General features: G+C 72.2%; 28 protein-coding genes. 21 read left to right on the top strand and 7 right to left on the bottom strand.

Annotation, left to right across the window (positions count from 1 at the left end):
- Positions 1–14: 14 nt before the first annotated feature.
- The gene (locus BXA11_RS42215) at positions 15–242 is read left to right on the top strand and encodes a hypothetical protein (RefSeq protein ID WP_143734388.1); all 228 of its coding nucleotides are present in this window, start codon (positions 15–17) and stop codon (positions 240–242) included.
- Positions 243–268: 26 nt separating this feature from the next.
- Positions 269–1000, top strand: coding sequence for an MBL fold metallo-hydrolase (locus tag BXA11_RS18670; protein ID WP_076436171.1), 732 nt, complete (start codon positions 269–271; stop codon positions 998–1000).
- A 42-nt stretch (positions 1001–1042) separates the two neighbouring features.
- Here the strand turns inward: BXA11_RS18670 and BXA11_RS18665 are convergent, their stop codons facing one another.
- The gene (locus BXA11_RS18665) at positions 1043–2272 is read right to left on the bottom strand and encodes an MFS transporter (protein WP_239104875.1); all 1230 of its coding nucleotides are present in this window, start codon (positions 2270–2272) and stop codon (positions 1043–1045) included.
- Positions 2273–2369: 97 nt separating this feature from the next.
- The gene (locus tag BXA11_RS18660; protein WP_076436169.1) at positions 2370–2777 is read right to left on the bottom strand and encodes a winged helix-turn-helix transcriptional regulator; all 408 of its coding nucleotides are present in this window, start codon (positions 2775–2777) and stop codon (positions 2370–2372) included.
- A 110-nt stretch (positions 2778–2887) separates the two neighbouring features.
- On the opposite strand from BXA11_RS18660, the gene BXA11_RS18655 reads away from it, so the two are divergent.
- The 10 genes from BXA11_RS18655 to BXA11_RS18610 all read left to right on the top strand — a co-directional run bounded on the left by BXA11_RS18655 (position 2888) and on the right by BXA11_RS18610 (position 11588).
- Positions 2888–3670: an SDR family NAD(P)-dependent oxidoreductase gene (locus tag BXA11_RS18655; protein ID WP_076436167.1), complete on the top strand. Its 783-nt coding sequence runs from the start codon at positions 2888–2890 to the stop codon at positions 3668–3670.
- Positions 3671–3865: 195 nt separating this feature from the next.
- Entirely contained in the window at positions 3866–4171 is a 306-nt protein-coding gene (locus BXA11_RS18650) for a type II toxin-antitoxin system TacA family antitoxin (protein WP_076436166.1), read from the top strand.
- An 11-nt stretch (positions 4172–4182) separates the two neighbouring features.
- Positions 4183–4725, top strand: a complete 543-nt coding sequence (locus tag BXA11_RS18645; protein WP_239104874.1) for a GNAT family N-acetyltransferase — start codon at positions 4183–4185, stop codon at positions 4723–4725.
- An 80-nt stretch (positions 4726–4805) separates the two neighbouring features.
- Complete coding sequence (locus BXA11_RS18640; protein WP_076436163.1) at positions 4806–5237, top strand: ester cyclase; 432 nt, start codon at positions 4806–4808, stop codon at positions 5235–5237.
- Positions 5238–5428: 191 nt separating this feature from the next.
- Entirely contained in the window at positions 5429–6664 is a 1236-nt protein-coding gene (locus tag BXA11_RS18635) for a YbfB/YjiJ family MFS transporter (protein ID WP_076436161.1), read from the top strand.
- 27 nt (positions 6665–6691) lie between these two features.
- Positions 6692–7105 (top strand): universal stress protein, encoded by a 414-nt coding sequence (locus BXA11_RS18630; protein ID WP_076436160.1) that lies wholly within the window; start codon positions 6692–6694, stop codon positions 7103–7105.
- Positions 7106–7149: 44 nt separating this feature from the next.
- Positions 7150–8130 (top strand): GlxA family transcriptional regulator, encoded by a 981-nt coding sequence (locus BXA11_RS18625; protein ID WP_204053536.1) that lies wholly within the window; start codon positions 7150–7152, stop codon positions 8128–8130.
- Between the two features lie 126 nt (positions 8131–8256).
- Entirely contained in the window at positions 8257–8745 is a 489-nt protein-coding gene (locus BXA11_RS18620) for an NUDIX domain-containing protein (RefSeq protein ID WP_076436158.1), read from the top strand.
- Between the two features lie 73 nt (positions 8746–8818).
- Positions 8819–9043 carry a hypothetical protein gene (locus tag BXA11_RS18615; protein WP_030507753.1) on the top strand — a complete coding sequence of 75 codons (225 nt, stop codon included), beginning with the start codon at positions 8819–8821 and terminating at the stop codon, positions 9041–9043.
- Between the two features lie 139 nt (positions 9044–9182).
- Complete coding sequence (locus tag BXA11_RS18610; protein WP_143734387.1) at positions 9183–11588, top strand: ATP-binding protein; 2406 nt, start codon at positions 9183–9185, stop codon at positions 11586–11588.
- Here BXA11_RS18610 and BXA11_RS18605 read toward each other — a convergent pair.
- The 3 genes from BXA11_RS18605 to BXA11_RS18595 all read right to left on the bottom strand — a co-directional run bounded on the left by BXA11_RS18605 (position 11551) and on the right by BXA11_RS18595 (position 13566).
- Positions 11551–12111: an ATP-binding protein gene (locus BXA11_RS18605; protein ID WP_076436155.1), complete on the bottom strand. Its 561-nt coding sequence runs from the start codon at positions 12109–12111 to the stop codon at positions 11551–11553. The genes BXA11_RS18610 and BXA11_RS18605 overlap by 38 nt on opposite strands.
- On the bottom strand, positions 12108–12299 hold the full coding sequence (locus tag BXA11_RS44610) for a DUF5999 family protein (RefSeq protein ID WP_030507756.1): 192 nt from the start codon (positions 12297–12299) through the stop codon (positions 12108–12110). The genes BXA11_RS18605 and BXA11_RS44610 overlap by 4 nt, the downstream gene beginning before the upstream one ends.
- 163 nt (positions 12300–12462) lie before the next feature.
- Positions 12463–13566 (bottom strand): FAD-dependent monooxygenase, encoded by a 1104-nt coding sequence (locus BXA11_RS18595; protein ID WP_076436153.1) that lies wholly within the window; start codon positions 13564–13566, stop codon positions 12463–12465.
- A gap of 136 nt (positions 13567–13702) precedes the next feature.
- Here BXA11_RS18595 and BXA11_RS18590 point away from each other — a divergent pair, with 136 nt between their 5' ends.
- From BXA11_RS18590 to BXA11_RS18580, 3 genes are all read left to right on the top strand, one after another.
- A complete protein-coding gene (locus tag BXA11_RS18590) occupies positions 13703–14761 on the top strand; it encodes a GntR family transcriptional regulator (RefSeq protein WP_076436151.1) in 1059 nt (352 codons plus the stop codon).
- 204 nt (positions 14762–14965) lie between these two features.
- Positions 14966–15427, top strand: a complete 462-nt coding sequence (locus tag BXA11_RS18585) for a PPOX class F420-dependent oxidoreductase (protein ID WP_076436149.1) — start codon at positions 14966–14968, stop codon at positions 15425–15427.
- Between the two features lie 22 nt (positions 15428–15449).
- Positions 15450–16616: an MFS transporter gene (locus BXA11_RS18580; RefSeq protein ID WP_204053526.1), complete on the top strand. Its 1167-nt coding sequence runs from the start codon at positions 15450–15452 to the stop codon at positions 16614–16616.
- Between the two features lie 2 nt (positions 16617–16618).
- Here BXA11_RS18580 and BXA11_RS18575 read toward each other — a convergent pair whose 3' ends face one another.
- The gene (locus BXA11_RS18575; protein WP_239104872.1) at positions 16619–17446 is read right to left on the bottom strand and encodes an AraC family transcriptional regulator; all 828 of its coding nucleotides are present in this window, start codon (positions 17444–17446) and stop codon (positions 16619–16621) included.
- 74 nt (positions 17447–17520) lie between these two features.
- Between BXA11_RS18575 and BXA11_RS18570 the strand changes: the two genes are divergently transcribed.
- The gene (locus BXA11_RS18570) at positions 17521–17931 is read left to right on the top strand and encodes a DUF2000 domain-containing protein (protein ID WP_076436147.1); all 411 of its coding nucleotides are present in this window, start codon (positions 17521–17523) and stop codon (positions 17929–17931) included.
- On the opposite strand, the gene BXA11_RS18565 is transcribed toward BXA11_RS18570, so the two are convergent.
- Positions 17906–18568, bottom strand: a complete 663-nt coding sequence (locus tag BXA11_RS18565; RefSeq protein ID WP_076436145.1) for a GNAT family N-acetyltransferase — start codon at positions 18566–18568, stop codon at positions 17906–17908. The genes BXA11_RS18570 and BXA11_RS18565 overlap by 26 nt on opposite strands.
- Before the next feature lie 143 nt (positions 18569–18711).
- Here BXA11_RS18565 and BXA11_RS18560 point away from each other — a divergent pair, with 143 nt between their 5' ends.
- The 5 genes from BXA11_RS18560 (at position 18712) to BXA11_RS18540 (ending at position 25589) form a co-directional block, all read left to right on the top strand.
- Positions 18712–19572, top strand: coding sequence for a GNAT family N-acetyltransferase (locus BXA11_RS18560; protein WP_076436143.1), 861 nt, complete (start codon positions 18712–18714; stop codon positions 19570–19572).
- Positions 19573–19842: 270 nt separating this feature from the next.
- The gene (locus tag BXA11_RS18555; RefSeq protein ID WP_083744362.1) at positions 19843–21573 is read left to right on the top strand and encodes a class I adenylate-forming enzyme family protein; all 1731 of its coding nucleotides are present in this window, start codon (positions 19843–19845) and stop codon (positions 21571–21573) included.
- Between the two features lie 31 nt (positions 21574–21604).
- Positions 21605–23173 carry an NAD(P)-binding domain-containing protein gene (locus tag BXA11_RS18550; protein WP_239104871.1) on the top strand — a complete coding sequence of 523 codons (1569 nt, stop codon included), beginning with the start codon at positions 21605–21607 and terminating at the stop codon, positions 23171–23173.
- On the top strand, positions 23170–24222 hold the full coding sequence (locus BXA11_RS18545) for an alpha-hydroxy acid oxidase (RefSeq protein ID WP_083744361.1): 1053 nt from the start codon (positions 23170–23172) through the stop codon (positions 24220–24222). The genes BXA11_RS18550 and BXA11_RS18545 overlap by 4 nt, the downstream gene beginning before the upstream one ends.
- Positions 24216–25589, top strand: a complete 1374-nt coding sequence (locus BXA11_RS18540) for a cytochrome P450 (protein WP_083744360.1) — start codon at positions 24216–24218, stop codon at positions 25587–25589. Before BXA11_RS18545 ends, BXA11_RS18540 begins: the two co-directional genes overlap by 7 nt.
- The last annotated feature ends 45 nt before the right edge of the window (positions 25590–25634 follow it).

Here is a 25634-nt window from a genome sequence, read left to right as displayed (position 1 = left end):
CGGAGTGCGAACCGGTGGCAAGCCGACTGCAGGAGCACGGCAAGCCGGCGGAGGTTCCATGGACGCGCAAGGCACTTTCCAAGGGGGAGACCGAGATGACCCGCACCCGCCGCCGCTGCCCGCGCTGCCGTACCGAGCTCGACGAGGGCCCGATCCTCTACCGCTGCGCCCACTGCGAGCGCGCCGTCTACGCCGCCGACCTCGACGTCGACTACGCCCCCATCGCGGCCGCCGCCCGCTGAACGACGACCGGACCTAGGGTGGTGCGATGCCGCATCATGAGCCGAGAATCGTGTCCGGTGTCGAGATCGTCCCGCTCTGCGATGCCGTGGGGCCGATGAAGGATCCGGTCCGCAAGCCGCTGCCCGAGATGTTCGCCGGTGCCACGTTCGAGCCCGGTGAGGAGTGGGTGCTGCACTTCCACTGCTACCTGGTGCGGGCGGCGGGCCGTACGGTCCTGGTGGACGCCGGGATCGGCGGCGCGGACTCGCTCGCGACCTGGGCGCCGCTGCCCGGCCGTCTCGGCGCGGAACTGGCCGCCGCCGGGACCGCGCCGGAGGACGTGGACGTCGTGGTGCTGACCCACCTGCACAGCGACCACATGGGCGGCGCGGTCGTGGACGGCGTCCCCGCCTTCCCGAACGCCCGCTACATCGTGCAGCGAGCGGAGGCCGAGTGGGCCGCCGGCCCGGTGCGCGAGCTGATCCTCGATCCCCTGCGGGACGCGCTCGACGTCATCGACGGCGACGCGGAGCCCGTGCCCGGCGTCCGGGTGCTGCACGCGCCCGGCCACACGCCCGGCCACCAGATCGTCGAGGCGGGCGACGTCGTCATGAGCGGCGACGTCCTGCACCACCCCGTCCAGCTGGCCGACCCGACGATCCGCTACGTGTACGACGAGGACCCCGACCTCGCCGTACGGACGCGCACGGACATCCTCGCCCGCGCCGTCGTCCTCGCCCCTTCCCACTTCCCCGACGCCTTCGTTCACATGAGGTGATCAGACAGTCTTCGCTCATGCTCTCAAGGCGGGGCTCTCCGGTCAGGCGTGGGCCGGAGCGAGGGTGGGCCGAAGGGCGGCGCGCCGGCGGGCGCGGGCACGGTAGCGGATCACCTGTACGGCCCCGAGCAGCCAGATCGGATACTGCACGGCGAACGCCCAGCGGAAGTCGTCCTGCAGGTCCATGACGACCCCGACGAGCGCGATCAGGGACATCGAGGCGGCGAAGCCGCCGCCGTTGACGATGCCGGTGGCAACGCCGATGCGCTCGGCCGGGTTGAACGTGCGGGCGTAGTCGAAGCCGACCATCGAGCCGGGGCCGTTCGTGGCGAGGGCCAGCATGAGCAGCCCGAGCGTCCACAGCGGGGCGGGGCCGGGCCACAGGAGGACGAGCGTCCAGGCGCAGGCCGAGGAGCCGATGACCGTGAGCACCATCCACGAACGGCGCAGCGGGAAGCGCCCGGCGAGGTGGCCGAGCAGCGGCCCGCAGCCCATCGCGAGCAGTGTCAGCGCGGTCAGCAGCACGCCGGCCGTACGCGGGGACAGGCCCTGGCCCTGCACCAGGTAGGGATAGCCCCACAGGATTGTGAAGGCCGCCGACGAGCACTGGGTGGCGGCGTGGGTCCACATCCCGAGGCGGGTGCCCGGCTCCGCCCAGGCCGCCCGCACGCCGAGCGCCGCGGGCGGGCGTTCCGGCCGCCGGTCGCGCAGGAAGAGGCCGACGGCGGCCAGGGCCACCACCCCCAGGCCCCCCGCCCACACAAAGGTCGGCGTCCAGCCGTACGTGTGCAGCGAGGTGATCAGCGGCACGGCCGACACGACCGCGCCGAACTGGCCGAGGATGCCGGTGAGCTGGACGATCAGCGGGTTGCGGCGGGGTGAAAACCAGACGTTGACCACCCGGATCACGCTGATGAACGTCATCGCGTCGCCGCAGCCGACCAGCACCCTCCCGGCGACGGCCGCCCCCAGGCCGGTGGCGACGGCGAACAGAAGCTGGCCGAGGGCCATGACCGCCGCGCCGATGAGCAGCATGCGCTTCGAACCGAGGCGGTCGACCAGGACGCCGACGGGGATCTGCATGGCCGCGTAGACGAGCAGCTGCAGCATCGCGAGGGTGGACAGCGCCGCCGACCCGACCCCGAACCTCGCCGCCGCGTCGATCCCTGTCACGCCGAGCGACTGGCGGTGGAAGACCGCGACCATGTACGCGAGCACACCGGCGGTCCAGTAGATCAGGGGTTTGCGACTGTTCTCACCCGTGTGCCCCACATAGATGCATTTTACCCTTATGTACTTCTTGCCCCTTGCGTGGCCCTCACCACCCATGTGCCGGAAAGACGTGGGGCGACGACCGCCGCGACCTGCATCACAAACTCGAAATCGCCTGATCCGCAGGATTCGCGCTGTGGTCAAAGCGCTGCTGGGCCGCGATGACCTCCGGGGTGTGCGCCGAAATCCAGCGGACCAGTTGGGCGAACGGGCGGGACAGGCCTTGGCCCAGCTTGGTCAGCTCATAGCTCACCTGCGGCGGGGTGGTCGGCTCCACGGTGCGCGCCACCAGCCCATCGCGAACCAGGATCCGCAGTTTGGCGGAGAGCATCTTCTCGCTGATGCCCTCGATGCGCCGGCGCAACTCGAAAAAGCGCATCGGCCCAGGCGCCAGGGCGGCCAGGATCAGCGGCACCCACCGTCCGGTGACATGTTCCATCACCTCCTGCCCGGGACAGTCGCTGTGAAACGTGTCACTGATCCACCGGGCGTCGCTCTCATCCACGTGCCCACCTACTGCTGTCTCTGGGGCTTACCTCACGGTACGTACTTACAAAGAGTAAGCCCACAACCTAATGTCTCCCGCGTCCTCGTACGGTGAGTCAGGAGAGACAGATGAACAGCAAGCAGGTGGCGCTTGTCAGCGGGGCCAGCCGGGGAATCGGGGCCGCGACCGCGCACGAGTTGGGCCGGCTCGGCTACCACGTGATCGTCAACTATCTGCGCGACGCCGAGTCCGCGGAGCTGGTGGTCGAGCAGATCGGCGCCGCGCAGGCGATCCAGGCCGACGTGACTGACGAGGCCCAGGTCACCGCGCTGGTGGACCGGGTGGTCGGCGAGCACGGGCGGATCGACGTGCTGGTGGGCAACGCCCACACCGCGGCGCCGCCCTACGGTCCTCTGGAACATGTGCCGTGGGAGGCGTTCACGGCCAAGGTGAGCAGTGAGCTGGCCGGCGTCTACCACCTGACCCGGCGGGTGTTGCCGGTCATGCGCCGACGGCGGTCCGGCCGGATCGTCTACGTCTCCGCCACCGCCGCCGAGCTGATCATCGGCAGCGCCGCCCACTCCACCGCCAAGGCCGCCGTGAACGCCTTCGCCCTGCAGGTCGCCGGCGAGGCCATAGCGGACGGCATCACCGTCAACGCCGTCGCCCCTGGCGCGGTCGGTACCGATGCCACTGCTGAGAAGTTCACCGATGGCATCCGGCGCCACTTCGGCGACCGATCGGTAACCGGCACGATGCTGCGGCCGCAGGATCTGGCTCGCCCGATCGCCGCGCTCGTGGACGGCGCCTTCAGCACGGTCACCGGCCAGGTGATCCGCGTCGACGGCGGATACCCGCTGCTGAGCCAGTTGCTGGACGGCCTCCCGGCTCAGTTCCCCGCGGCTTCGTGAGCCTCGGAACAGGGAGTGCGGCTCAAGCCTCAGGGTGACAAGCCGACCAGGTCACGCAGCTCGGGGGACGTGGAGCCGCACGGACATCCTCGCCCGGGCCGCAGTCCTCGCCCCTTCCCACTTCTCCGACCCCTTCGTGTACTTGAAGTAATCGCCCGGTCGCTCTTCGCTCATCTTCTTGTTAAGCTCTTGGTTATGGCTGCACAACGTACGTACGCTCTGGTCGTGGGTGCCAAGGAGGAGCGCATCAACCTGCGCGTGGACGCGGAGACCAAGCGGCTGCTGGAGAGTGCGAGCGAGGCGGCCGGGGACACCGTCTCCTCGTTCGTCCTCGGTGCGGCTACCACGGCCGCTCGTGAGTTGCTGGCGGACCGAACGGTTTTCCGGCTTGACGAGGAGCAGTGGCAGGCATTCGACGCGGCCCTGTCCCGGGAGTCCCGTGACGTGCCGGGGCTCGCCGAGCTCATCAGGACCCCGACGATCCTGGACGAAAACCCGTGAAGCTGTCTTCGGTGTCCCCCGTCAGGAAGGGCGACGACCTCGACGGCTTCGACTGTGGTTCTCCCGCGCAGAGCGAGTGGCTGACGCGTCATGCGCTACAGGCGCACGCGAGCGGGGGATGTCGTGTCTACGTCGTCCGCGACATGGGGTGCGGCAAGGTGGTGGGTTACTACGCTTTCGCGGCCGGGAGCGTCACTCCGGGCGAGGCTCCCGCACGGCTGCTCAAGGGAGCCGGTCGTCACGCACAACCGGTGGTGATCCTGGCCCGGCTGGGCGTGGAAAGAGCCGAACAGGGCATCGGGCTGGGACGGGCGCTCGTGGCGGACGCCCTCCGGAGGGTGGCGCGGGTAGCGGACCAGATCGGTGTCCGAGCCCTGCTCATCCACTGTGAGAGCGAGACGGCGCGGGCCTTCTATTTGCGGCTCGCCGCGTTCGAGCAGAGCCCGAGCGACCCGCTGCACCTCCTGCTGCTGATGAAGGACCTGCGGCGGGCAGCCCCCGGCGGTGCGTGGGATGAAGATAGGTATGGTCCCCGGCTTCGCGGAAGCGGTTGACGTGGAGAGCAGCCGCGACAGCGGGCAATCGAACACCCTCTGAGGCCTTCGATACGCTTATCCGGAGAGGGGGTTCTGCGATGTCCGACGTCGTGGACCGCATGCTCGCCGCGATGAACGCCCATGACCTCGACGCCGTGTTGCGCTGCTTCGCGCCGGGCGCGGTCGTGGTCGGGCCGGAGATGGAGGCGGGAGACCCGGAGGAGATCGGTTCCTACATTCTGCAGATGTGGGAGGGATTTCCGGACCTGCGGTTCACGCTCTGGGGGAAGGTCAGCCACGGTGACGCGCTGGCGACCGAGATGCAGGCGGCGGGGACCCATCGGGGACCGTACCTGATCGCCGACGGACAGGTCCTGCCGCCGACGGGACGGTTCACCTCTGTGCGCAGCTCCTGGTTCTGGCACCTGGCGGACGACCTCGTCGTCAGCCAGCGCTACTACTACGACCAGTTGGAGCTGTACACGCAGCTCGGGCTGCGCATGCCTCTGAGCTTCGACACGACCGGCTAGCGCCGGGCGGGTCTCCTCACGCACGAGACGATCGACTCCCGCGCCCTCCGCCGAGGGTCCGCGAGTTCAGGGCCGGGTCGCGCCGGCCGTGGCCGGATTCGAGGGATCCGTGTCCCATACGACGGCGATGGATCGCCCTGCCCAGCGCATTGATGCCAGGTGTCCTCACCCGTTCACCAGGAGACCATCGCATGCGTCCTGTCGATCACCCCGGCGCCGTCGCCGAATCCCCCGCGCCCGTCGGCGCGTCACCCGCCCGGCACGCCTTCACCGCGCTCGGCCTGGCCGCGGGCCCGGTCGTCGCGCTCGGCTTCACCCGCTTCGCCTACGCTCTGCTGCTCCCTGTGATGCACGAGCGGCTCCATTGGTCGTACGCACAGGCCGGCGGCATGAACACGGCCAACGCGCTGGGATACATCATCGGCGCGGCCACGGCCGCCGTCTGGGCGCGGCGGCTGGGCAACCGGGCCGCGTTCCTGTGGGGCCTCGCGGTGAGCGCGCTGTCCCTGTGCGCGACGGCGGCCACGGCGAACTTCCCCGCGCTGCTCGCCCTGCGCTTCGTGGGGGGATTCACCACGGCGGTCGCGTTCGTGGTCGGTTCCGTTCTCGCCTCGCGTGTCGCGACCGGCGCCGGTCGCGGCCGTGCCGCGCTGCCAGTCGCGATCTACATGGCGGGCGTCGGCGCGGGCGTGGTGATCTCCGGGCTCGTCGTGCCGGCCGCGCTGTCGGCGGGGCAGGACGCGGGCTGGCGGCTCGGCTGGCTGCTGATGGGCCTCGCCTCGGTCGCCGCCCTGCTGCCCGCCTGGCTCGGCGCCCGCGCGGTCGCGGAGCCCACCGGTCCGCACGCGGCCCTGCTCACCGCCGGTCAGGTGCGTCGCCTCGCCCCCACGCTGGCCTGGTACGTGCTCTTCGGAGCCGGATACGTGAGTTACATGACGTTCGCGGTCGCACTGCTGCGCAGCCAGGGGCTGGGCTCCTCGATCGTCGCCGTGTTCTTCGTCGTGCTCGGTGCGGCCTCGGCGGTCGCCACGCTGACGGTGTGGGGCCACCTCGCGGGACGGCTACGCGGCGGGCACGCCCCCGCCCTCGTCGCCGCGCTGGTCTTCCTCGGCGTGCTGCCCGTGCTGATCATGACCCCCGGACCGGCCGCCGCGCTGCTGTCGGCCGTCGTCTTCGGCGCGAGCTTCATGGCCGGACCCACGGCCGCCACCGTGATCGCCCGGCGGATGCTCCCCGCGCACGGCTGGACGGCGGGCATCGCGCTGCTGACGGTGGCCTTCTCGCTGGGCCAGGCCGTCGGCCCCCTATTGTCTGGACTGCTGTCCGACAGCCAGGGCGGCATCGCCAGGGGCCTGTGGCTGTCGGCCGGTCTGCTTGTTCTCGCCGCCGTCGCCGCTCTGTTCCAGCGCGAGCACTCCCCGTCCTGATCACGTCTCACACTCTGGAGAAACTCCATGTACACCCGCATTCTCGCCGCGATCGACGGCTCCGACCGGGCCGACCGCGTCATCCGGGCCGTCACCGATCTCGCCCGCCTCACCGGCGCGGCGGTCCACGTCCTCCACGCCGAGGAGAGCGAGGCCGTGTATGACCAGGTGGTCGCGTTGGAGGACGACGCCACGGCCCGCGCGGTGGTCGACCAGGCCCTCGCCCCGTTGCGCGCCGCCGGAATCGAGGCGGACGGTGAGGTGGTGAACGTCCTCCACGAGGGCGTCCCGGACGCCGTCCTCGACCGGGCCCGCGCGATGAAAGCCGATCTCATCGTGCTCGGTCCCCGCCACCACGGCAGGCTCGGCGCACTTCTCGGCGGCAGCGTCAGCCACGAGGTCGGGCTGCACACGCCTACCTCGCTCCTCCTGGTGCTCTGAGCTGCCCGGCGGGTGAGGTGAGCGGGGTGGCGCAGACTGGACGCATGGGCGTCCGGGCGGGGGCGGGTCACTGCGTGGTCGTCGTCGTGTACGACGGCGTCCGGTTGCTGGACGTGACCGGCCCGCTCGAGGTGTTCACCGTGGCCAACGAGCACGGAGCGACGTACCGGCTGCGCACCGCCTCCCCGGGCGGGCGGGACATCAGGACCAGCGGCGGCGTCCGCCTCGGCGCCGACCTGGCGCTGGAGGACCTGGCGGGGGAGACACCCGACGTGCTGCTCGTGCCGGGCAGCCCGGACGTCTCGGCCACAGAATGCGACCGGGCCCTGCTCGAACAGGTCCGCCGGCTGTCCGAGCGGGCCGGGCGCACGGCATCGGTGTGCGCCGGGGCCTTCGTCCTCGCGGCGGCCGGGATCCTCGACGGCCGCCGGGCGGCCACCCATTGGGACCTGGCAGACCGGCTGGCGCTCAGCTACCCCCGCGTGACGGTCGACCCGGACGCCATCTTCGTCCGGGACGGCCGGGTCATCACCTCGGCCGGGGTGACGTCCGGGATCGACCTGGCCCTGGGCCTGGTCGAGGAGGACCACGGCACCGCACTGGCCAGAACGGTCGCGAAGCACCTGGTGGTGTTCATGCAGCGGCCGGGCGGCCAGTCGCAGTTCAGCGTGCGGCTGCGTTGCGGGGCCACGCGCGGCGAGGCCCTGCGGCCGGTGCTGGACGCGGTGACCGTCGATCCCGCCGCGGACCACGGGCTGAGCGCGATGGCCGCCCGGGCGGGGCTGAGCGTCCGCCAGCTCACGCGCCTGTTCAAGGGGGAGACGGGCATCACCCCTGCCCGGTACGTCGAACTCGTCCGAATCGAGACCGCGCGGGGCCTGCTGGAGGCCGGGGACGATCCGCTCGACGTGGTCGCGCGCCGCGCCGGGTTCGGCTCGCCCGAGACCATGCGGCGGGCGTTCGTCCGCGAGATCGGTGTGCCGCCCGCCGCGTACCGGTCGCGCTTCCGCACCACCCGCCTGTAGGGCGTGCCGGCGCGGGTGGTGCGTGACGAGGACCGGCGCGAGCAGGCCGTATCCGGCCCGGCAACTCCTCCGCGTGATCTCGGGGACCATCCCTGACTAGGCTCGGGGCATGCGATCGGAGCTGCGATGATCCCGGCGGACGTCTTCTACGCGGGGCTGTTCAAGGTGGCCGCCGCGGCGGCCGGTTTCCTCACCGACTCCTCCGGGCGGGTCCTGCTCGTGAAGCCGGGCTACCGCGATCACTGGGGCTGGCCGGGCGGCCACATCGACGAGGGAGAGTCGCCCGAGGCGGCCTGCGGCCGGGAGCTGGCCGAGGAGCTGGGCCTCACCCGGCAGGTGGGCCGCCTCCTCGTGGTCCAGTGGGTGCCGCCGCTGGACGACCGGCCGATCCCGCTGGTCCACTTCCTGTTCGACTGCGGCACGTTCGAGGACGGAACGGGCGAGGACGGGACGATGGTGGTCCTGCAGGAGGAGGAGCTGGACGACTACGGGTTCTTCACCGCGGAGCAGGCCGCCTCGCTCATGCCGGCCTACCTGGTGGCGCGGCTGACGGCGGCGCAGCGGGCCCGCGCGACCGGCGAAACCGTCTACCTCCCTGTCTCCGTCGCCGAATAGTTTCCCGTCCCCGTGGAATGGGGTGGACGAACACTCCATGGCGAACGCGAGTGACGCGACGGGACGGTGAGGCATGGACGATCCGGAGCTCAAGAAGGAGCTCGACGAGGTGGACGCCCAGATCGAGCGCATGCGCAGGGAGACCGCGCAGCTACGCGAGGAGATCGGGCAGAGCTGGAACGCGCCCACGGACATGGCGGAGAAGGCCACCCTGCTGACCAACGTCGAGCAGCAGGAGGCGCTCATCGACGACCTGCAGATCAGGCGCGAGCAGATCCTGCGGCGGATGAAGGGCTGAGCCCGCCCCCTGGGGCGCCGGGTCGCCCGGACGCCTCGGCGAGCGGACAGAGGACGGCCGGAACCGCTTTGTACGCTGGGTATGTGCCACGACGTGGTGGCATACCGAGGACGGGGGCGGCGTGGGCGTCATGACCGCGATGCGAACGAGAGTTGCCAGGGGGGAACAGGACGGGCTGCCCGCGGAGGTGACCAGCTTCGTGGGGCGCCGGCACGAGGTGGCCGAGCTCAAACGCCTGCTGGGGACCTCGCACGTGGTCACGCTGATCGGCATGGGCGGGGTGGGGAAGACCCGCCTCGCGCTGCGGGCGGCCGAGGAGGTCCGCAGGACCTTCCCCGGCGGCGTACGGCTCGTCGAGCTGGGCGCGCTCGAAGATCCCGGCCTCCTGGCGCAGGCCGTGGCCGAGGCGCTGTCGGTCAACGAGCACTCGACCCGGCCGCCGCTCGACGTGCTGGTCGAACGCCTGCGGGGCAGGCAGGCCCTGATCGTGCTCGACAACTGCGAGCACGTCCTCGCCGAGTGCGCGGTGCTCGTGGACACGCTGGTCCGTGCACTCCCCGACCTTCGGGTCCTCGCCACGAGCAGGCAGGCGCTGGGCATCGCCGGCGAGCAGATCCTCGAGCTGGCGCCGCTGTCGACGCCCACTCCGGGCGGCGACTCGGCGGTGCCGCTCGCCGAGTCGGACGCGGTCCGGCTGTTCGCCGAGCGGGCCGCGTCGGTCGTCCCCGGGTTCGAGGTGACCGAGGAGAACGAGGAGGTGGTGGCCGAGATCTGCCGCCGGCTCGACGGCCTGCCCCTGGCGATCGAGATGGCGGCCGTCCGGCTGCGCGCCCTGTCGGTGCGGCAGGTGCTGGAACGGCTGGACGACCGGTTCCGGCTGCTGACCGGGGGATCGCGGGCCGCGCTGCCCCGGCAGCGTACGCTGCGCGCGCTGTTCGAGTGGAGCTACGAGCTGTGCACCGAGCAGGAGCGGCTGCTGTGGCAGCGGGTCTCGGTCTTCGCCGGCCGCCTGGACCTGGAGGCGGCCGAGCAGGTGTGCGCCGGCGACGGGATCGCCCGCGAGGACGTGCTCGAACTCGTCGCGGGGCTGGTCGACAAGTCGGTCCTGCTCCGCAGGGAGTCCGACGGCATGGTCCGCTACTGCCTGCTCGACACGGTGCGGCAGTTCGGCCGGGAACTGCTGGCCGCCTCCGGGGAGGAGGCGACGCTGCACCGGCGCCACCGCGACTACTACCGGAAGATCACCTCACGGGCCTGGGCGGAGCTGTTCAGCGCCGCCCAGCAGTCCTGGGTGGAACGCCTGCAGCCCGACCACGTCAACCTCCGCAAGGCCCTGGACTGGTCGCTGCGCGAGCCGGGAGAGGCCGAGACGGGCCTGGCGATGACCGCGGAGCTGCTCTACCACTGGAGCGGCTACCACCTGTCGGAGGGGGCGGGCTGGTTCGACCGGAGCCTGGCCGCCGCCACGGAACCCGGCGAGGTGCGCGCCCACGCGCTGTGGGCGGGCGCCTGGATCTCCCTGCTGAGGGGCGACTGCGCCACCACGCTCGCACGGCTGGAGGAGGCCGCCTCGATCGCCGAGCGGCTCGGGCTGCGGGTGACGCTCGGCTACATCGCGTTCCTGTCCGGCATGGCGGCCGTGTCCGTGGGCGACCTGGAGAGCGGCATGCGGCGATACGAGGAGGCGGAGGCCGCCCACCGCGCCGTCGGCAACCCCATGGGCCTCGCACTGGCCCTCAACCGGCTCGCCCTGGCCAACGCGTTCCTCGGCCGTCCGGCCGCCCGTGATCTCGCCGAGGAGTGCGTGGCCCTGTGCGACCTGTACGGCGAGGGCTGGCACCGGGCGTACGCGCTGCTGGCGCTGGCGATCGACGCCTGGAACCGGGGCGACACACGCGCGGCCTGCCAGATCAACAACGAGAGCCTGCGCTACAACACGGCGATGGGCGACCAGATCGGCATGGGCATGAACCTGGAGGCCCATGCCTGGTTCGCCGCCGGCGAGCAGAAGTACGAGCGGGCGGCCCGGCTGCTCGGCGTCGTGCGGACCTGCTGGCAGGCCGTGGGCGCGCGGCTGGCGGAGTTCCGCTACATGATCCGCTGTCACGACGAGTGCGAGGCGGCCACCGTGGAGGCGTTGGGCGAGCGCGCCTTCCAGACCGAGTTCTCCCGAGGCGCGGCCCTGACGAGGGAAGAGGCCCTGGTGTGCGCCCTGCTCGAACGGGTGCCGGCCGTTCGCGAGCCGGCGCCGTTCGAGGGCCGGATCGCACCGCTGACGCGCAGGGAGACGGAGATCGCGCACCTTGTCGCCGAGGGACTGAGCAACAAGGACATCGCCGGCAGGCTGGTGATCTCTCAACGCACCGCGGAAGGCCACATCGAGCACATTCTCGACAAGCTCGGGTTCAAGTCGCGGGCCCAGGTCGCCGCCTGGGTGCAGGAACGGCTGAGCGAGTACGCGGACGGCCAGGTCGCGGACGGCGCGACCGGCCCGATGAGCGGGCCGGTCAGCGGAGGGCGTAGACGGGCAGCTCGAACCACATGATCTTGCCCTGGCGGGTGGGCTCCGCGCCCCAGCAGCAGGCCAGCGAGTCCATCAGCCGCAGTCCGCGCCCGTGCTCCTCGCCCTCGGAGGGCCGGGCCATCTCGGGCATCGCGTCGTCGCAGTCCTCCACCTCGCAGCGCAGCAGCCCCTCGACGGCCGACAGCCGTACGACGAGGTCGCCGCAGCAGGTGTGGCACAGCACGTTCGTGACCAGCTCGCTCACGAGCAGCTGCGTCACGTCGGACAGGTTCTCCATGCCCCAGGAGCCGAGCCGCTCGTGGACCAGCCGCCGGGCCAGCCCGGCGGAGGCGGCGTCGGCGGGCAGCCGCCAGGAGGCCGTCTCGACGTCGGGGTCGTTCACGAGCTGGATCGCGAGGTCGCCAACCCGCTTCCGCAGCGCCTCCCAGCGGTTCCGGACCGCGGAGCGCCGGCGCTGCGGCGCGGCGGGCGTGTCGCCGCCCTGTGGGGACGACGGTGACGCGGGTGACAGTGCTTCGTCCTGAACGGAAATGAGCAGACTCATGCGGCACACCCCAAAGACGCGCGAGCCGGAATGCTGCGGCCGTCCGGCATGAGCTCACCGCGGTCGTCGAAGAGCACCACGCCGTTGCAGAGCAGGCCCCATCCCTGCTCCGGGTGGAAAGCGATCAGACAGGCCGCGTCGCGGTCCGGTGCGTCCGCCGACGGGCACTGCGGGTGGTGCTGGCACATGATCGGTCCCCCTGACTCTCATGCACTCTTTAAGACGTTTTCAGACTGCCCTCTTGCGTCTTGGGGCGGGCAGGGGGAAAACACCCGTATCGATACCTGTTCGAGGCATACGTACGTAGTGGGTGCTAGTCGGGTAGAGGGCAGGTAAAGCGCCGGCGGGCCCTCACCCGTCCAGGGAGATCGCGTCCTTGGCACGATCGACCGACTCCTCGGAGGCCCCTCTGCCCGGGTTCTCCGTGGCCAGTGCCTGGTTGAGGGCCACGAAGGGCCGCATCCGCCGCTCGTAGCGGGCGAGGGCGGCCTCGTGCGCGCCTCCCGCCGCCGCCAGCTCGGCGGCCAGCACGTACGCGCCCACGAGGGCGAGGCTCGTGCCCTGGCCCGATAGAGGGGAGGGGCAGCAGGCGGCGTCGCCGACGAGCGCGGTCCGTCCCGACGTCCACCGGTCCATGTGGATCTGGGCCATGGAGTCGCAGTAGAAGTCGCCCGCCTCCTCCATGCCCTTCAGCAGCCGCGACGTCTCGCCGCCCGCGCCCGCGAACGCCTCGGCCACGGCCGCGCGCAGCCGGGCGGGGTCCCGATGGTCGAGCGGCTCGGACCGGAAGCCCAGAGTGACCCGCAGCTCGGTGTTCCCCCGCACCGGGAAGACGCCGTATCCGCGCTCCCCGTCCTGCATCCAGACCTGCCAGTCCTCCAGCCCGAGGAAGTTGTCCATGCCGAAGACGGCCAGGTAGGTCCCCAGGTGACGGACGAACTCCTGCTCCGGCCCGAAGGCCAGGCGCCGGACCGTGGAGTGCAGGCCGTCCGCGCCCACCACCAGGTCGTACCGGCGCGGCTCGGCGTGCTCGAACCGCGCCAGCACGCCCCGCTCGTCCTGCTCCAGCGCGGCGATCGAGTCGCCGAACATGAAGGTGACGTCCTCGCGCGTGCGGTCGTACAGCAGGCGGGTGAGGTCCTCGCGCAGCAGCTCGATGTCGTCGTTGTCGAGACGGCCGCTGCTGTAGGTCGTCTCCTCCGAGCGCATGATCTCGTTGCCGTCGCCGTCGTACACCGACATGCCGCGGTGGGTGGTGCGCAGGCGCCGGGCCTCGTCGAGTACGCCGGTGCGGCCGGCGACCTCCAGTGCGACGCCGCGTACGTCGATCGCCTGCCCGCCGGCGCGGAGGCCGGGCGCGCGCTCCACCACGGTCGGGGCGAAGCCGTGGCGGCGCAGCCAGTAGGCGAGCGTGATCCCCGCGACACCGGCGCCGGAGACGAGCACGTTGGTCATCGAAGCTCCCTTGGGGTGTGGATGCTGTATGCACGATGAATGTACGGTGTAAGCAAAAGCCGCGCAACCTGTGGTTATTGTGTGTTTGTGTACTAGGACAGCTAGGTTCTGTCCTAGTACAGAAGGGAAGGGCGACGTGACACCGCCGTACGCGAGGATCGCCGCCGAGCTCAGGCGCAGGATCGCCGAGGGCGAGCTGGCGCCCGGTGATCGGGTGCCCTCGACCCGGCAGGTGGCCGCGCAGTGGGGGGTCGCGCTCGCCACCGCGACGAGGGCGCTCGCCGAGCTGCGCAGGGAAGGGCTGGTCCGGGCCGAACCCCGCGTCGGCACGGTCGTCGCCGAGCCGCCGCCGGCCATCTCCTCCCCTGCCGTCCCGTCACCGGCCCTTCCACTCCCGGCCTCCCCAACCGCGCCGGGAGCCGCCGCGCAACCGGTAGATCGGACCCGCCTCACGCCGCCGCCCTCACGCGATGCGGAGACGGCGCGGCGGCGGCCCGGCCCGGGGACCGAACGCGAGCTGACCCGAGAACGGGTCGTACGGGCGGCCATCGAGATCGCCGACGCGGAGGGGCTGACGGCGCTGTCGATGCGCGGTGTGGCGGCCCGGCTCGGGGTCGCGGCCATGTCGCCGTACCGGTACGTCGGAGGCAAGGACGACCTGATCCTGCTCATGGCGGACGCCGCGTTCGGCGAGCTGGGCTATCCCGCCGATCCTCCGGCGGGCTGGCGGGAACGGCTGGAGATCGCGGGCCGCACGCTGTGGGCGACCTTCCGGCGGCATCCCTGGCTGGCGCAGCTCAGCCCGCTCGGCAGGCCGCTGCCGCTGCCCGGGCTGACCGCGCACGCCGACTGGGCGCTGGCCGCCCTCGACGGTCTGGGCCTCGATCCCGCGACCGTCCTCGACGTCCACATCCTGCTCTACAGCCACGTGCAGGGCCTCGCGATCAACCTGGAGCGCGAGGCGCAGATCGCGGCGGCGACCGGCCTGTCCGAGGACCAGTGGATGGACGTCCAGGGGCCGGCGCTCAGCGCCATCGCGGGGTCGGGGCGCTATCCGGCCTTCGCCAAGGTCATCGGCGACCTGGGCGAGGACGGGTACGACTTCCGCCTCGACGACCTGTTCGAGCTCGGCATGCGGCTCCTGCTCGACGGCGTCACCGGCCTGGTGGAGCGGAGCCGCGCCTCCGGATGCTGATCGAAGCTGATTAAAGTGGCCGCATGAGTGAGCGTAGCGAGCGAATCAATAAGTACAGCGCCTGGCGAGGTGCTGGATGGCACGCCTCCGGCATGACCGCACTCCGAGCCGAAGGCGAGGAGCGAGCATGAGTGAGCGTAGCGAGCGAATCAATAAGTACAGCGCCTGGCGAATGCCGCTGCGAGCCGAAGGCGAGGAGCGAGCATGAGCCCCAGGATCGCGACCGCGGACAAGGTCTCCCGTGAGGAGTTGCTCGACTTCCTCCGTGGTCGCCACCGGGCGATCCTGATCACGACGAGACGCGACGGCGGCCCCCAGGCGTCCCCGGTGACGTGCGGAGTCGACGCGGAGGGCCGCATCGTCGTGTCGACCTATCCCGAACGTGCCAAGGCCCGCAACGCCCGCCGCGACCCGCGCGCGAGCGTGGTGGTGCTGTCGGACGACTTCGACGGGCCGTGGGTGCAGGTGGACGGCACCGCCGAGGTGCTCGACCTGCCGGAGGCACTGGAGCCGCTGGTCGAGTACTACCGCTCGATCTCCGGCGAGCACCCCGATTGGGAGGAGTATCGCGCGGCCATGGTCCGCCAGGGCAAGTCGCTGGTGCGGATCACCCCGACGTCCTGGGGGCCGGTGGCCACCGGCGGATTCCCGCCGCGCCTGGCGTGACGCGCCGGTCCCGGACCGGCCCGTGAGCCGCGTGCGCCTGCGGCCCCTGTACGCCGCCGGGTTCACCACCGCCTTCGGCGCACACGGCATCGCGGCCAGTCTCGGCGTGGCCGGCGACGACGCGGGAGCGTCCCTGCTCCGGCTCGGCCTGCTGCTCGCCCTGTACGACGGCGCCGAGGTCGTGCTCAAACCGGCGTTCGGCACGCTGGCCGACCGGATCGGACCGCGCCCGGTGCTCGTGGGCGGCCTCGTCGCGTTCGTCCTCGCCTCGGGCGGTTACGTGGTGGCGGCCCGGTCCCATGGTCTCCCGGACACCGGGTGGCTCCTGGCGGCGAGGCTGGGGCAGGGCGCGGCGGCCTCGGCGTTCTCGCCCGCGGCGTCCGCGCTGGTGGCGCGGCTGACCCCGGAGACCGCGCGCGGCCGGGCCTTCGGCTCGTACGGCTTCTACAAGAGCGCCGGCTACACGATCGGCCCCTTCCTCGGCGGAGCGGTCGTGGCGGCGGGTGGCCTGCGCTCGCTGTTCGCGGTCATGGCCGTGCTGGCCGCCGCGGTGGCCTGCTGGGCGGCCCTCACGGTGCCCCGGGTGCCTCCGCTGCCGCGCACCAGGCAGACCGTGGGGGACCTCATCCGGCGTCTCGCCGATCCCGGGTTCCTGAGGCCGATGACGGCCCTGGCCGCGGGCACGGCGGCACTGTCGGTGGGAGTCGGCTTCCTGCCGGTGTCCGGGCGGGCGGACGGGCTCGGGCCGATCGCGACCGGTGTGGCCGTTTCCGTGCTGGCCGCGTGCTCCGCCGTCGCCCAGCCACTCGCGGGCCGGGCGCTCGACGCGAGGAGGATCAGCCCGGTCCGGGGTCTGGCCACCGGGCTGCTGCTCTGCGGGGCGGCCTTCGTGCTCGCCGCCGTGCCGGGCGTGGTCCCGCTCGTCCTCGCGGCGGCGACGGCAGGCGCGGGGATCGGGCTGGTCACCCCGCTCGGGTTCGCCGTTCTGGCGGAGGCCACACCTCCCGAGCGCATGGGCCAGACCATGGGAAGCGCCGAGGTCGGCCGGGAGATCGGCGACGCGGGCGGCCCGCTCCTTGTCGGGGCGGTCGCGACCGCGCTGTCCCTGACCTCGGGTTACCTGCTGCTGGCCGGGCTGCTCGCGGGGGCCGCCGCGTACGCGGGCAGGCGCGGGCGGTGGGCGGCCTGAAATCAGACCGCCACGGCCGCCCGGTAATTCCCGGGGCTTATGCCGTAACAGCGGACGAACCACCGGGTGAGGTGGCTCTGGTCGGCGAACCCCGCCTCGGCCGCCGCCTCGCCCAGTGAACGGCCCTGCGCGATCAGCCGCCGGGCCGTACGCAACCGGAGCAGGCGCTGGTAGTCGCTGGGCGCCATGCCGTACACGGCACGGAACGCGCGATAGACGGCGAACCTACTGCGCCCGGTCACGGCGGCGAGGTCGTCGGCGGTGATCTCGGCGAGCGGGGCGTCCTGGAGGCGGCTTCGCACCCGCTCGGCGATGCGGCGGGCGTCCGCGGAGGTGGCCTCCCGCGCGCGCACCGGCTGAGTGGCGGCCCGCCGGACGATCGAGGAGACGACGGCGGTCAGCAACTCGTCCCGGCGGAGCGCGCCGGCGCCCCCGAGCAGGGCCGTGTGCAGCGCCCTGAGCCCGGCCGCGAGCGCCGGGTCGCGGACGACGGGGTGGGGAAACAACGGCGGTCCCGTCTCCCGCCCGGCCACGTCGCCCAGCACGCCGGTGACCAGTTCCGGCCCGATGTGGACGATCCGGTAGGTGAACCCGAGGGCATCGGCGGCGTGCCCGTCGTGCGGGTCGTCCGGGTTGAACGCCATGACCATGCCCGTCACGCTGGTGTGCGCGGCTCCCCGGCAGGTGAACGCCTGGTTGCCCTCCTCGGTGACGCCGAAGGAATACGTCTCGTGGCTGTGCCGGTGGTAGACGTGCCGCGCGAAGTGGGCGTGCATGGCCTCCAGCGACCGGTCGGGAGAGCGCCAGTAGCGGGACCAATCGTGTGCCACAGCACCATTGTGCGCGGATGGGCGGCGCACGAGCGTACAAGACCGTACGTACGCGCGGAGGCAGGCTGGGGCGCATGCGTTTCGACACCAAGATCGGCATTGTGGTCCGGAGGGACCTGGCCGTGTGGCAGAAGCTGAACGTGACGGCGTTCCTGGCGAGCGCGGTCGCGGGGGGAGCCCCCGAGGTGATCGGGGAGCGGTACGAGGACGGCTCGGGCACCTCCTATCTGCCGATGTTCCGCCAGCCCGTGCTCGTCTACGCCGCGGACCCCGCCGGGCTGGCCCGCGTGCGCGCCCGCGCCGTCGAACGGGGGCTCGCCGTGGCCGTCTACATCGAGGAGATGTTCAAGACCGGCAACGACGTGGACAACCGGGCCGCCGTACGGGCCGTGACGGCCGAGGAGATGCCGCTCGTCGGGCTGGCCGTCCACGGCCCCAAGAACGCCGTGGACAAGACGCTCAAGGGGCTCCCCCTGCATCCGTGATCCCGTCCGAGGCTCCGAACAGGGGGAGGCAGGGTTCGAGGCCGTGGATCTCGAACCCGTCGGGGGTCGTCCACTCGTCGCGCGACAGCCGCAGCCGCTGCTGCAGCGCGGCCTCGCCCCTGCGCTTCTCCACGGCGAGCCCGTCCTCCCGGTAGCCGAGCCGCCGGGAGACCGCCAGCGACTTCGTGTTGTCCACGAAGGCGGACGACGTCGCGTACCGCGCGCCGAGGCCGGTGAAGGCGAGGTGCAGGACGGCCGCGCGCATCTCGGTGCCGATGCCTCTGCCCTGGAAGCGCTGCCCGAGCCAGGAACCGGTGGTGACCTCCCGGGTGACCGCGAAGTCGACGGCCCGCATCTCCTGCACGCCGGCCACCTGGCCCTCCCACACGGTCACGAACGAGCACGCCCAGTTGCCGGGAGACCAGGTGCCCCACTGCCGGAAGTGGATCTGGACGGTCGAGCGGGCGCGTTCGTGCGGCGGGGCGTCCGTCCACGGCTCGCCGAACGGCATCTCGCCGGGGTCGTGGACGCCCTCGGCCGCCCGGTCGGCGAGCGCGTCCAGGTCGTCCAGGCCGGGCAGGCGCAGCTCCAGGCGGGGGGTCGTCAGTCGCAGGGATAAGAGCGGCCAGTGTCGCATGGCACGATCGTGACAAGATTCCTCGCCCGCCGGACAGTGGTTTTTCCTGGAGAAAATCGGTTTCCGCATGATCGGCGGTGCGGCTAGCCTCGGATGCCGCCACGAGCGCCGGGGCCGCGACCGGCGCGGACAAGGAAGAACGCATGCCCGACCCGCTCACCACGCCGGCCACCGAGCTTCCCGTACGCCGGCTCGGACCCGAGGACCTGAGCCGATGCCTCGCCCTAAGTGAGGACAGGGCCTGGGCCCGGGAGGAGCGCAAGTGGCTGTTCCTCCTGGAGAACGCCGAGGTCTACGCGATCGACGCCCCTTCGGGAGATCTCGCGGGCACGGTCACGCTCACCCGGTACGGCATGGCCGCGGCGGGCATCGGCATGATGCTGGTCGCCACCCGGTACGGCGGACGCGGGCTGGGCCGCCGGCTGATGACGCACGTGCTCGACGCGGCAGGTGACGCGACCGTCTTCCTCTGGGCCACCGAGTTCGGCAGGCCGCTGTACGAGAAGCTCGGATTCGAGGCGCTGGGCGTGACCGAGGCGCGCGTGGGGCGCCTGCGCACCGGGCACGACCCCGTCCTGTCGAGACCGGCCGACCTCGACGCCGATCTCGGCGCCCTGCTGGCGCTGGACGGGGAGGTCTTCGGCGCCGACCGGGCCGATCTGCTGGCGCGGCTGTTCGCCTTCGCCGAGGAGGTCAGGGTCACCGAGGACGAGTCGGGGCTGACCGGCTACGCCGTGTCGTGGCGCAGCGTCGACACGCTGTTCATCGGGCCGGTGGTCGCCGACGGCGAGGCGGTCGCCCGCGCGCTCGTCACCGACCTCGCGCGGAAGGCCGGAGGCCTGGTGCGGATCGAGGCCGAGCGCGCCCGGCCGGGCCTGCTGGACTGGCTCGGCGAGCGGGGCCTGTCACAGGCGTTCTCGACGTCCTTCATGGTCCACGGCGGCAGGCCGGTCCCCGGCGACCGGACCCGCATGTTCGCCCCGATGATGCTCGCGACGGGCTGAGCTGTGCCAATCCCACCCTGCCGATCCCGCCCCGCCAATCCCGCCCTGTCGCTCCCGCCGGGCCCCTCCCACCGGGCCCCTCGCCACCGGGCCGCTCCCGGCCTGCCCTCCCACTGTGCCGCTCCCACGACGGCTCGCGGGCGCGCGTTCTGATCCGGCTCTGATCTGCGCCGCCTACCGTCGCGACCGCCGGTGGCACACCGGCGCCCGCGCCGCGGCCGGTCGTGTCGTCGCCGCGGGCGGGTGCCTCGCGAGACGAAGGAGCCGGACATGCACGATCCCGTCACCCGCGCCACGCACCACGATCGCGCCGCGCCGCCCACCGCGCCGCCCACTGAGCCGCACACCGCGCCGCCCACTGAGCCGCACACCGTGCCGCCCACTGAGCCGCTGACCGCGCCGCACACCGAGCCGCCGGACTCCGGCGGGCCGCCCGAGCACGCCGCCGAATCCTTCCCCCACCTGCTGCTGGAGGCGCTGCGCGGCTCGCCCGGCACGCCCGCCTTCGAACAGGGCGACAGGATCGTCTCCCGGGGCGAGCTGCTGGAGCTCATCGGGCGCATGGCCGGCGCGATGCGCGATGCGGGACTCGGCCCCGGCAAGGGCGTCGCCGTCCGCACCGGGCTTTCGCCGGAAGGGTTCGCCGCCCAGATGGCCGCGCACGTGCTGGGCTGTCGCGTCGTGAGCGTGAAGCCCGGGTACACGGCCCGTCAGCTCGCCGACGTCCTCGGCGCGGGAGTCGACGCCGTGGTCGTCGACGGCTCGACGGCGACGCCGGAACTGCTCCACGTCGCCGGGTCCGCCGAGCCTGCCGCTGTGCTGTCGCTGGGACCCGCCCCCGGGGTGGCCGACCTCCTGGCCCATGCCGGCGACGGCCGCTTCCCCGCCGTGACGGCACGCCCGGACGACGCGGCCCTGCTGACCTTCACCAGCGGCAGCACGGGCCGGCCGAAGGGCTGCGTGCTCACCTACCGGGCCCTGGCGGCGCACTGGTCGGCCCTTCGCGGCTGGTCGTCGGCAGCGCCCGGCTTCGGCGAGTCATTCCACCGCTACATGCTCTTCGGCACCCTGTCCAGCCTGGTGGTGCTGGAGTTCCTGGCGCCGTGCCTGCTCGGCGGCGGCACCGCGGTGATCCCCGACGAGGACGGCCGGCCACTGTTCCCGTACGCGATCGAGCGGCACCGGATCACCGGGGCGATCGTGACCGTGCCCCGGCTGTGCCAGATGCTCGACCTGCTCCGCGAGGAGCCGGTCGACCTCGGCAGCCTGCGCGCGCTGACGGTCTCCGGGTCGCCCCTCAGCCCGCATCGGCTGCTGGAGGCGCTGGACCGGCTGGGCCCCGTCGTCCACGTCGTGTACGGCGCGACCGAGGCCGGCGCCATCTCCATGCTCACGCCGGAGGAGGGCCACGACGCGCCCGGCTCGGTCGGCCGCCCGCACCCCGGCGTGGAGATCAGCGTGCGCGACGAGGAGGGCCGCCCGGTCGCCACGGGACGCACCGGCGAGATCCACGTGCGCGGCCCCTACCTGATGGCGGGCTACTGGAATCAGCCGGAGGAGACCCGCGACGTGCTGCGGGACGGCTGGCTGCGCACCCGCGATCTCGGGCACCTCGACGAGACCGGCCTGCTGCACCTGGCCGGCCGGACCAGGGACGTGATCATGGTGAACGCGATCGTCGTCTACGCCGGTCCCATCGAGCGGGCGCTGGCTGGCCATCCCGACGTGGCCGAGGCGTACGTGGCCGGCGCGCCGGACGAGCGGACCGGGGAGGCCGTCCACGCGTTCGTCGTCCCCGCTCCGGGCCGCAGCCCGGACCACGCCGCCCTGGCGGAGCTGGTGCGGACCGAGCTCGGCGCGGACAGCGTCCCCCGGACGATCACGACGGTGTCCTCCGTACCGGCTGCGCCGAGCGGCAAACCGGACAAGCGTGCCCTGGTGGAACGGCATCTGTCGTCGCGCTCTGATCCATCTCTGAGAATCGCCCGCCAACACTGGTGAAACTTCAACCACCCCAGTGAGGGAGGCGTCAGTGCCGGACAACATCCTGGACTACCTGGTGGTCGGCGCCGGACCGGCGGGCCTGCAGATGGGCCACTTCCTGCACCGGGCGGGGCGCGGCTACCGGATCCTCGAGGCGGCGCCCGAGCCCGGCGCGTTCTTCCGGACCTTCCCCCGCCATCGGAAGCTCATCTCCATCAACAAGAAGTACACCGGATGGGACGATCCGGAGCTCAACCTCCGGATGGACTGGAACTCGCTGCTGTCGGACGACCCCCGTCTCCTGTTCACCCGCTACAGCGACCGTTACTTCCCCGCCGCCGAGGACTTCGTCCGCTATCTGGAGGACTTCGTCGCCTTCCAGGGCCTGCACGTCACGTACGACGCACGGGTCGCCGAGGTCACGCGCCCGGACGCCGAAGGCCCGTTCGTCGTGACCGACGAGCACGGCCGGATCTACCGGGCATGGCGGGTGATCGTCGCGACGGGGGTCTCCCTGCCCAACATCCCGCGCATCCCCGGCATCGAGACCGCCGAGCAGTACGGCACCCACTCGATCGACCCCGCGGACTACACGAACATGCGGGTGCTCGTCATCGGCAAGGCCAACTCGGCCTTCGAGACCGCCGACAACCTTCTGGAGACGGCCGCGGTCGTCCACGTGGCCGGGCCGCACTCGGTGCGCCTGGCCTGGCGGACCCACTTCGTCGGGCACCTGCGCGCGGTCAACGCCGGCTTCCTCGACACCTACCAGCTCAAGTTGCAGAACGCCGTGCTGGACGGCGACATCAGGCACATCGAGCGCCGGGCCGACGGCTCCTACCTGGTGACGGTGGCCTTCGTCCGGGCCGACGAGGTCACCAAGGACATCCCGTACGACCGGGTGATCGTCTGCACCGGATTCCGGTTCGACGCGTCCTTCTTCTCCCCCGAGTGCCGTCCCGAGCTGACGATCGGGGACCGGTTCCCCGCGCTGACCCCGGCCTACGAGTCGGTCAACGTGCCCGGTCTCCACTTCGCCGGGACGATCACCCAGTCGCTCGACTTCAAGCGCGGCACCAACGGGTTCATCCACGGATTCCGCTACGGCGTGCGCGCCCTGCACCGCATGCTGGAGCACCGGCATCACGGCGTTCCCTGGCCGGGCCGCGACCTCCCCGCCGATCCCGACGCGCTCGCGGCGGCCGTGCTCGAACGGGTCAACCGCAGCTCGGCGCTGTGGCAGCAGTTCGGGGTGCTCGCCGACATGATCGTCCCGGACGGGCTCGGCGGCATGCGCTACCTGGAGGAACTGCCGATCGACCTGCAGGGCCCGCCGGTCGGCGACGCGGGCCACTTCGCGATCACCCTGGAGTACGGCCCGCACCACGACCAGATCGACCCGTTCGACATCTCGGTGGGGCGGATCAGGCAGAGCGACGCGGAGCGTGCGGACGAGGGCCACTACCTCCACCCGGTCGTACGCCGCTATCGAGGCGGCGTGGTCGAGGCCGTCCACCACGTCACCGAGAACCTGGAGAACGACTGGACATCGGAGAAGGTGCACCTGCGCCCGCTCCGGGACTTCTTCCAGCGCCAGAGCCTCCCGGTCACGGTGTGACGGCCGTGCTGCCGGCGATCCGGGACTTCGAGGCGGCGGCCCGCGCCCGGCTGGACCCCGCCCACTACGACTACTTCGCCTGCGGGGCAGGCGACGAGGTCACGGTGAAGGCCAACGAGGCGGCGTTCGCCCGGCTCGCGCTGCTGCCGCGGGTCCTGCGCGGCGCGGGGAGCCCTCGGATCGGGGTCACCCTGCTGGGCAGCCGCGCGGCGATGCCGGTGCTGGTGGCGCCGACCGCGTTCCACCGGCTCGCCGACCCGGAGGGGGAGAAGGCCACGGCCCGCGCGGCGGCCGCCGCGGAGACCGTGATGATCGTGAGCATGGCCGCGACCGTCGCCGTCGAGGACGTCGTGGCCGCGGCGCCGGGCGCCACCCTGTGGTTCCAGCTCTACGTGCAGCCCGACATGGCCTTCACCGAGGCGATCGTCCGGCGCGCCGAGGCGGCCGGGTGCGCGGCGCTGGTCGTCACCGTGGACTCGCCCGCCCGGGGACGCCGGGACCAGGATGTGCGCAACGGCTTCGACGACCTGCCCGAGGGCATGCGCTGCGAGAACCTGCGCGACGACGACCGCGGGACGGTGCGGCCGATCGTCATGTCACCGGTGATCTCCTGGGAGCACGTCGATCTGCTGAGACGGATGACCCGGCTGCCGATCGTGCTCAAGGGCGTCACGCATCCCGCCGACGCGCGCCTCGCCCTCGACCACGGCGTGTCGGCGCTGTACGTCTCCAACCACGGCGGACGCCAGCTCGACGGCGTTCCGGCCAGCGTCGATCTGCTCCCGGAGATCGTGGCCGCCGTCGGCGGAGCCGTACCGGTGCTGATGGACGGTGGGATCCGGCGCGGCACCGACGTGGTCAAGGCGATGGCGCTGGGCGCGTCCGCCGTCGCTGTCGGCCGTCCGGTGATCTGGGGCCTGGCGGCGGGCGGCGAGTGCGGCGTGGCCCGCGTGCTCGGGCTGCTGCGGGACGAGGTCGAGCACGCGCTCACCCTGTGCGGCCTCGCCTCGACGCACGACCTGGAGCCGGGGCTGGTGCGGCGATGCTGACGGCGGTGTGGGCGGCGCTGTGGGTGGCCGTGGCCGTCGTCGTGATCAGCCTGCCCCGGTGGCTCCCCGCCCGCGTCGTCGCGCTGCGCGGGTGGGTGTTCACCAGGATCAACGGCGAGGAGAGCATCGCGGTCCCCGGCGACCTGGTCGGCGTGGACCGGTTCAGGGAGGTCTACTCCCATCCGGCGGCCTCCGGCCGGAGTGAGGGCGCCGTCCTGTCCGACCTGTTCTGGTACTGGCTGTCGCCGGGGCCCGAGATGCACCAGGAGCATCTGGAGGCGGGGGAGCGGTACGACGCCGTCGCCCTGGCCACCCGCCGCATCCTGTCCCTGCCGCGGGCGCGGGTGGAGGAGCTCACCCGCGGGTGCGTCGGCCGGGCACTGGAGGGCAGGCACGGAGTGGTCCGGCTGCGCGACCTGATCATGCCGGCCTGGGCCGAGTTCTCCTACGAGCTCGTCTTCGGCGAGCCGTGCCCGCCGCACGCCCGCGAGCTCATCGTCGGCAACGCGGACGACGTCGTGACCGCGCTCAAGTGCTGTGGCCTGCGGCACATGGACCGGCGCGACCGGCTGACCGCCTATCTCGTCGAGTCGCTGCCCCGCGTGAGGCACGAGCTCCCGGCGGGCCTGACGGCCAGGGAGCGGGCGCTGTATCTCCAGGGCGCCTTCTTCAACACGGCGGTGGTGCAGATGTCGGAGGCCACGGCCCACGTGCTGATGGCGCTCGCCCGGCACCCGGACGTGCAGGCCAGGGCCCGTGCCGGAGACGACCGCTACCTCGACCAGGTGATCGCGGAGACGCTGCGGCTCTACCCGCTCTTCGGCATCGCCCACCGCGTCACCACGGACGACATCCGCGTCGGCGAGGGCGTCGTCATCCCGGCCGGCTCGGTGCTGTGCTTCGACTACCCCGCCTTCCACCGCGCGGGCTTTCCCGAACCCGAGCGTTTCGATCCCCGGCGCTTCGCCCCGGGGCACGCCCCGGCCAGGGAGCTCAACCACATCCCGTTCGGCATGCCGGCGAACCGTCCCTGCCCGGCGTGGCGGCTCGCGCCGCTCGCCCTGCGGGTCGCGGTGCGGGAGGTCCTGCGGGCGTACGAGCTCGACTCCACCGCCGCGCACACCCGGTCGCTGCCCAACCGGGGACCGTGCCTGCTCACCCCGCATGACGCGGGAGGTCCGGCGGGCGCGCGGCACGGGCCGGGACGCCGCCTGACGCTGCTGTCCATGCGGCTCAAGGACGGCTGGGAGGACGTCTGGCGCAGCCTGGTTCAGCTCGTCCTCGGCACGTACATGGTGTGGGACGCGCGCCGGCTGCGGCTGTGCGAGCGGCACTTCTCCGGCGACGCCCGCCCTCAGGGCACGTAGACGACCGGCCGATCTCAGGTCCCGACCACGAGCGGAGGCACATGT

The organism is Microbispora rosea, from assembly GCF_900156315.1.
Taxonomy (GTDB): Bacteria; Actinomycetota; Actinomycetes; order Streptosporangiales; family Streptosporangiaceae; genus Microbispora; species Microbispora rosea.
Note: the sequence above shows the minus strand (reverse complement) of the source record. Positions and strands in the feature narration are given on the sequence as shown.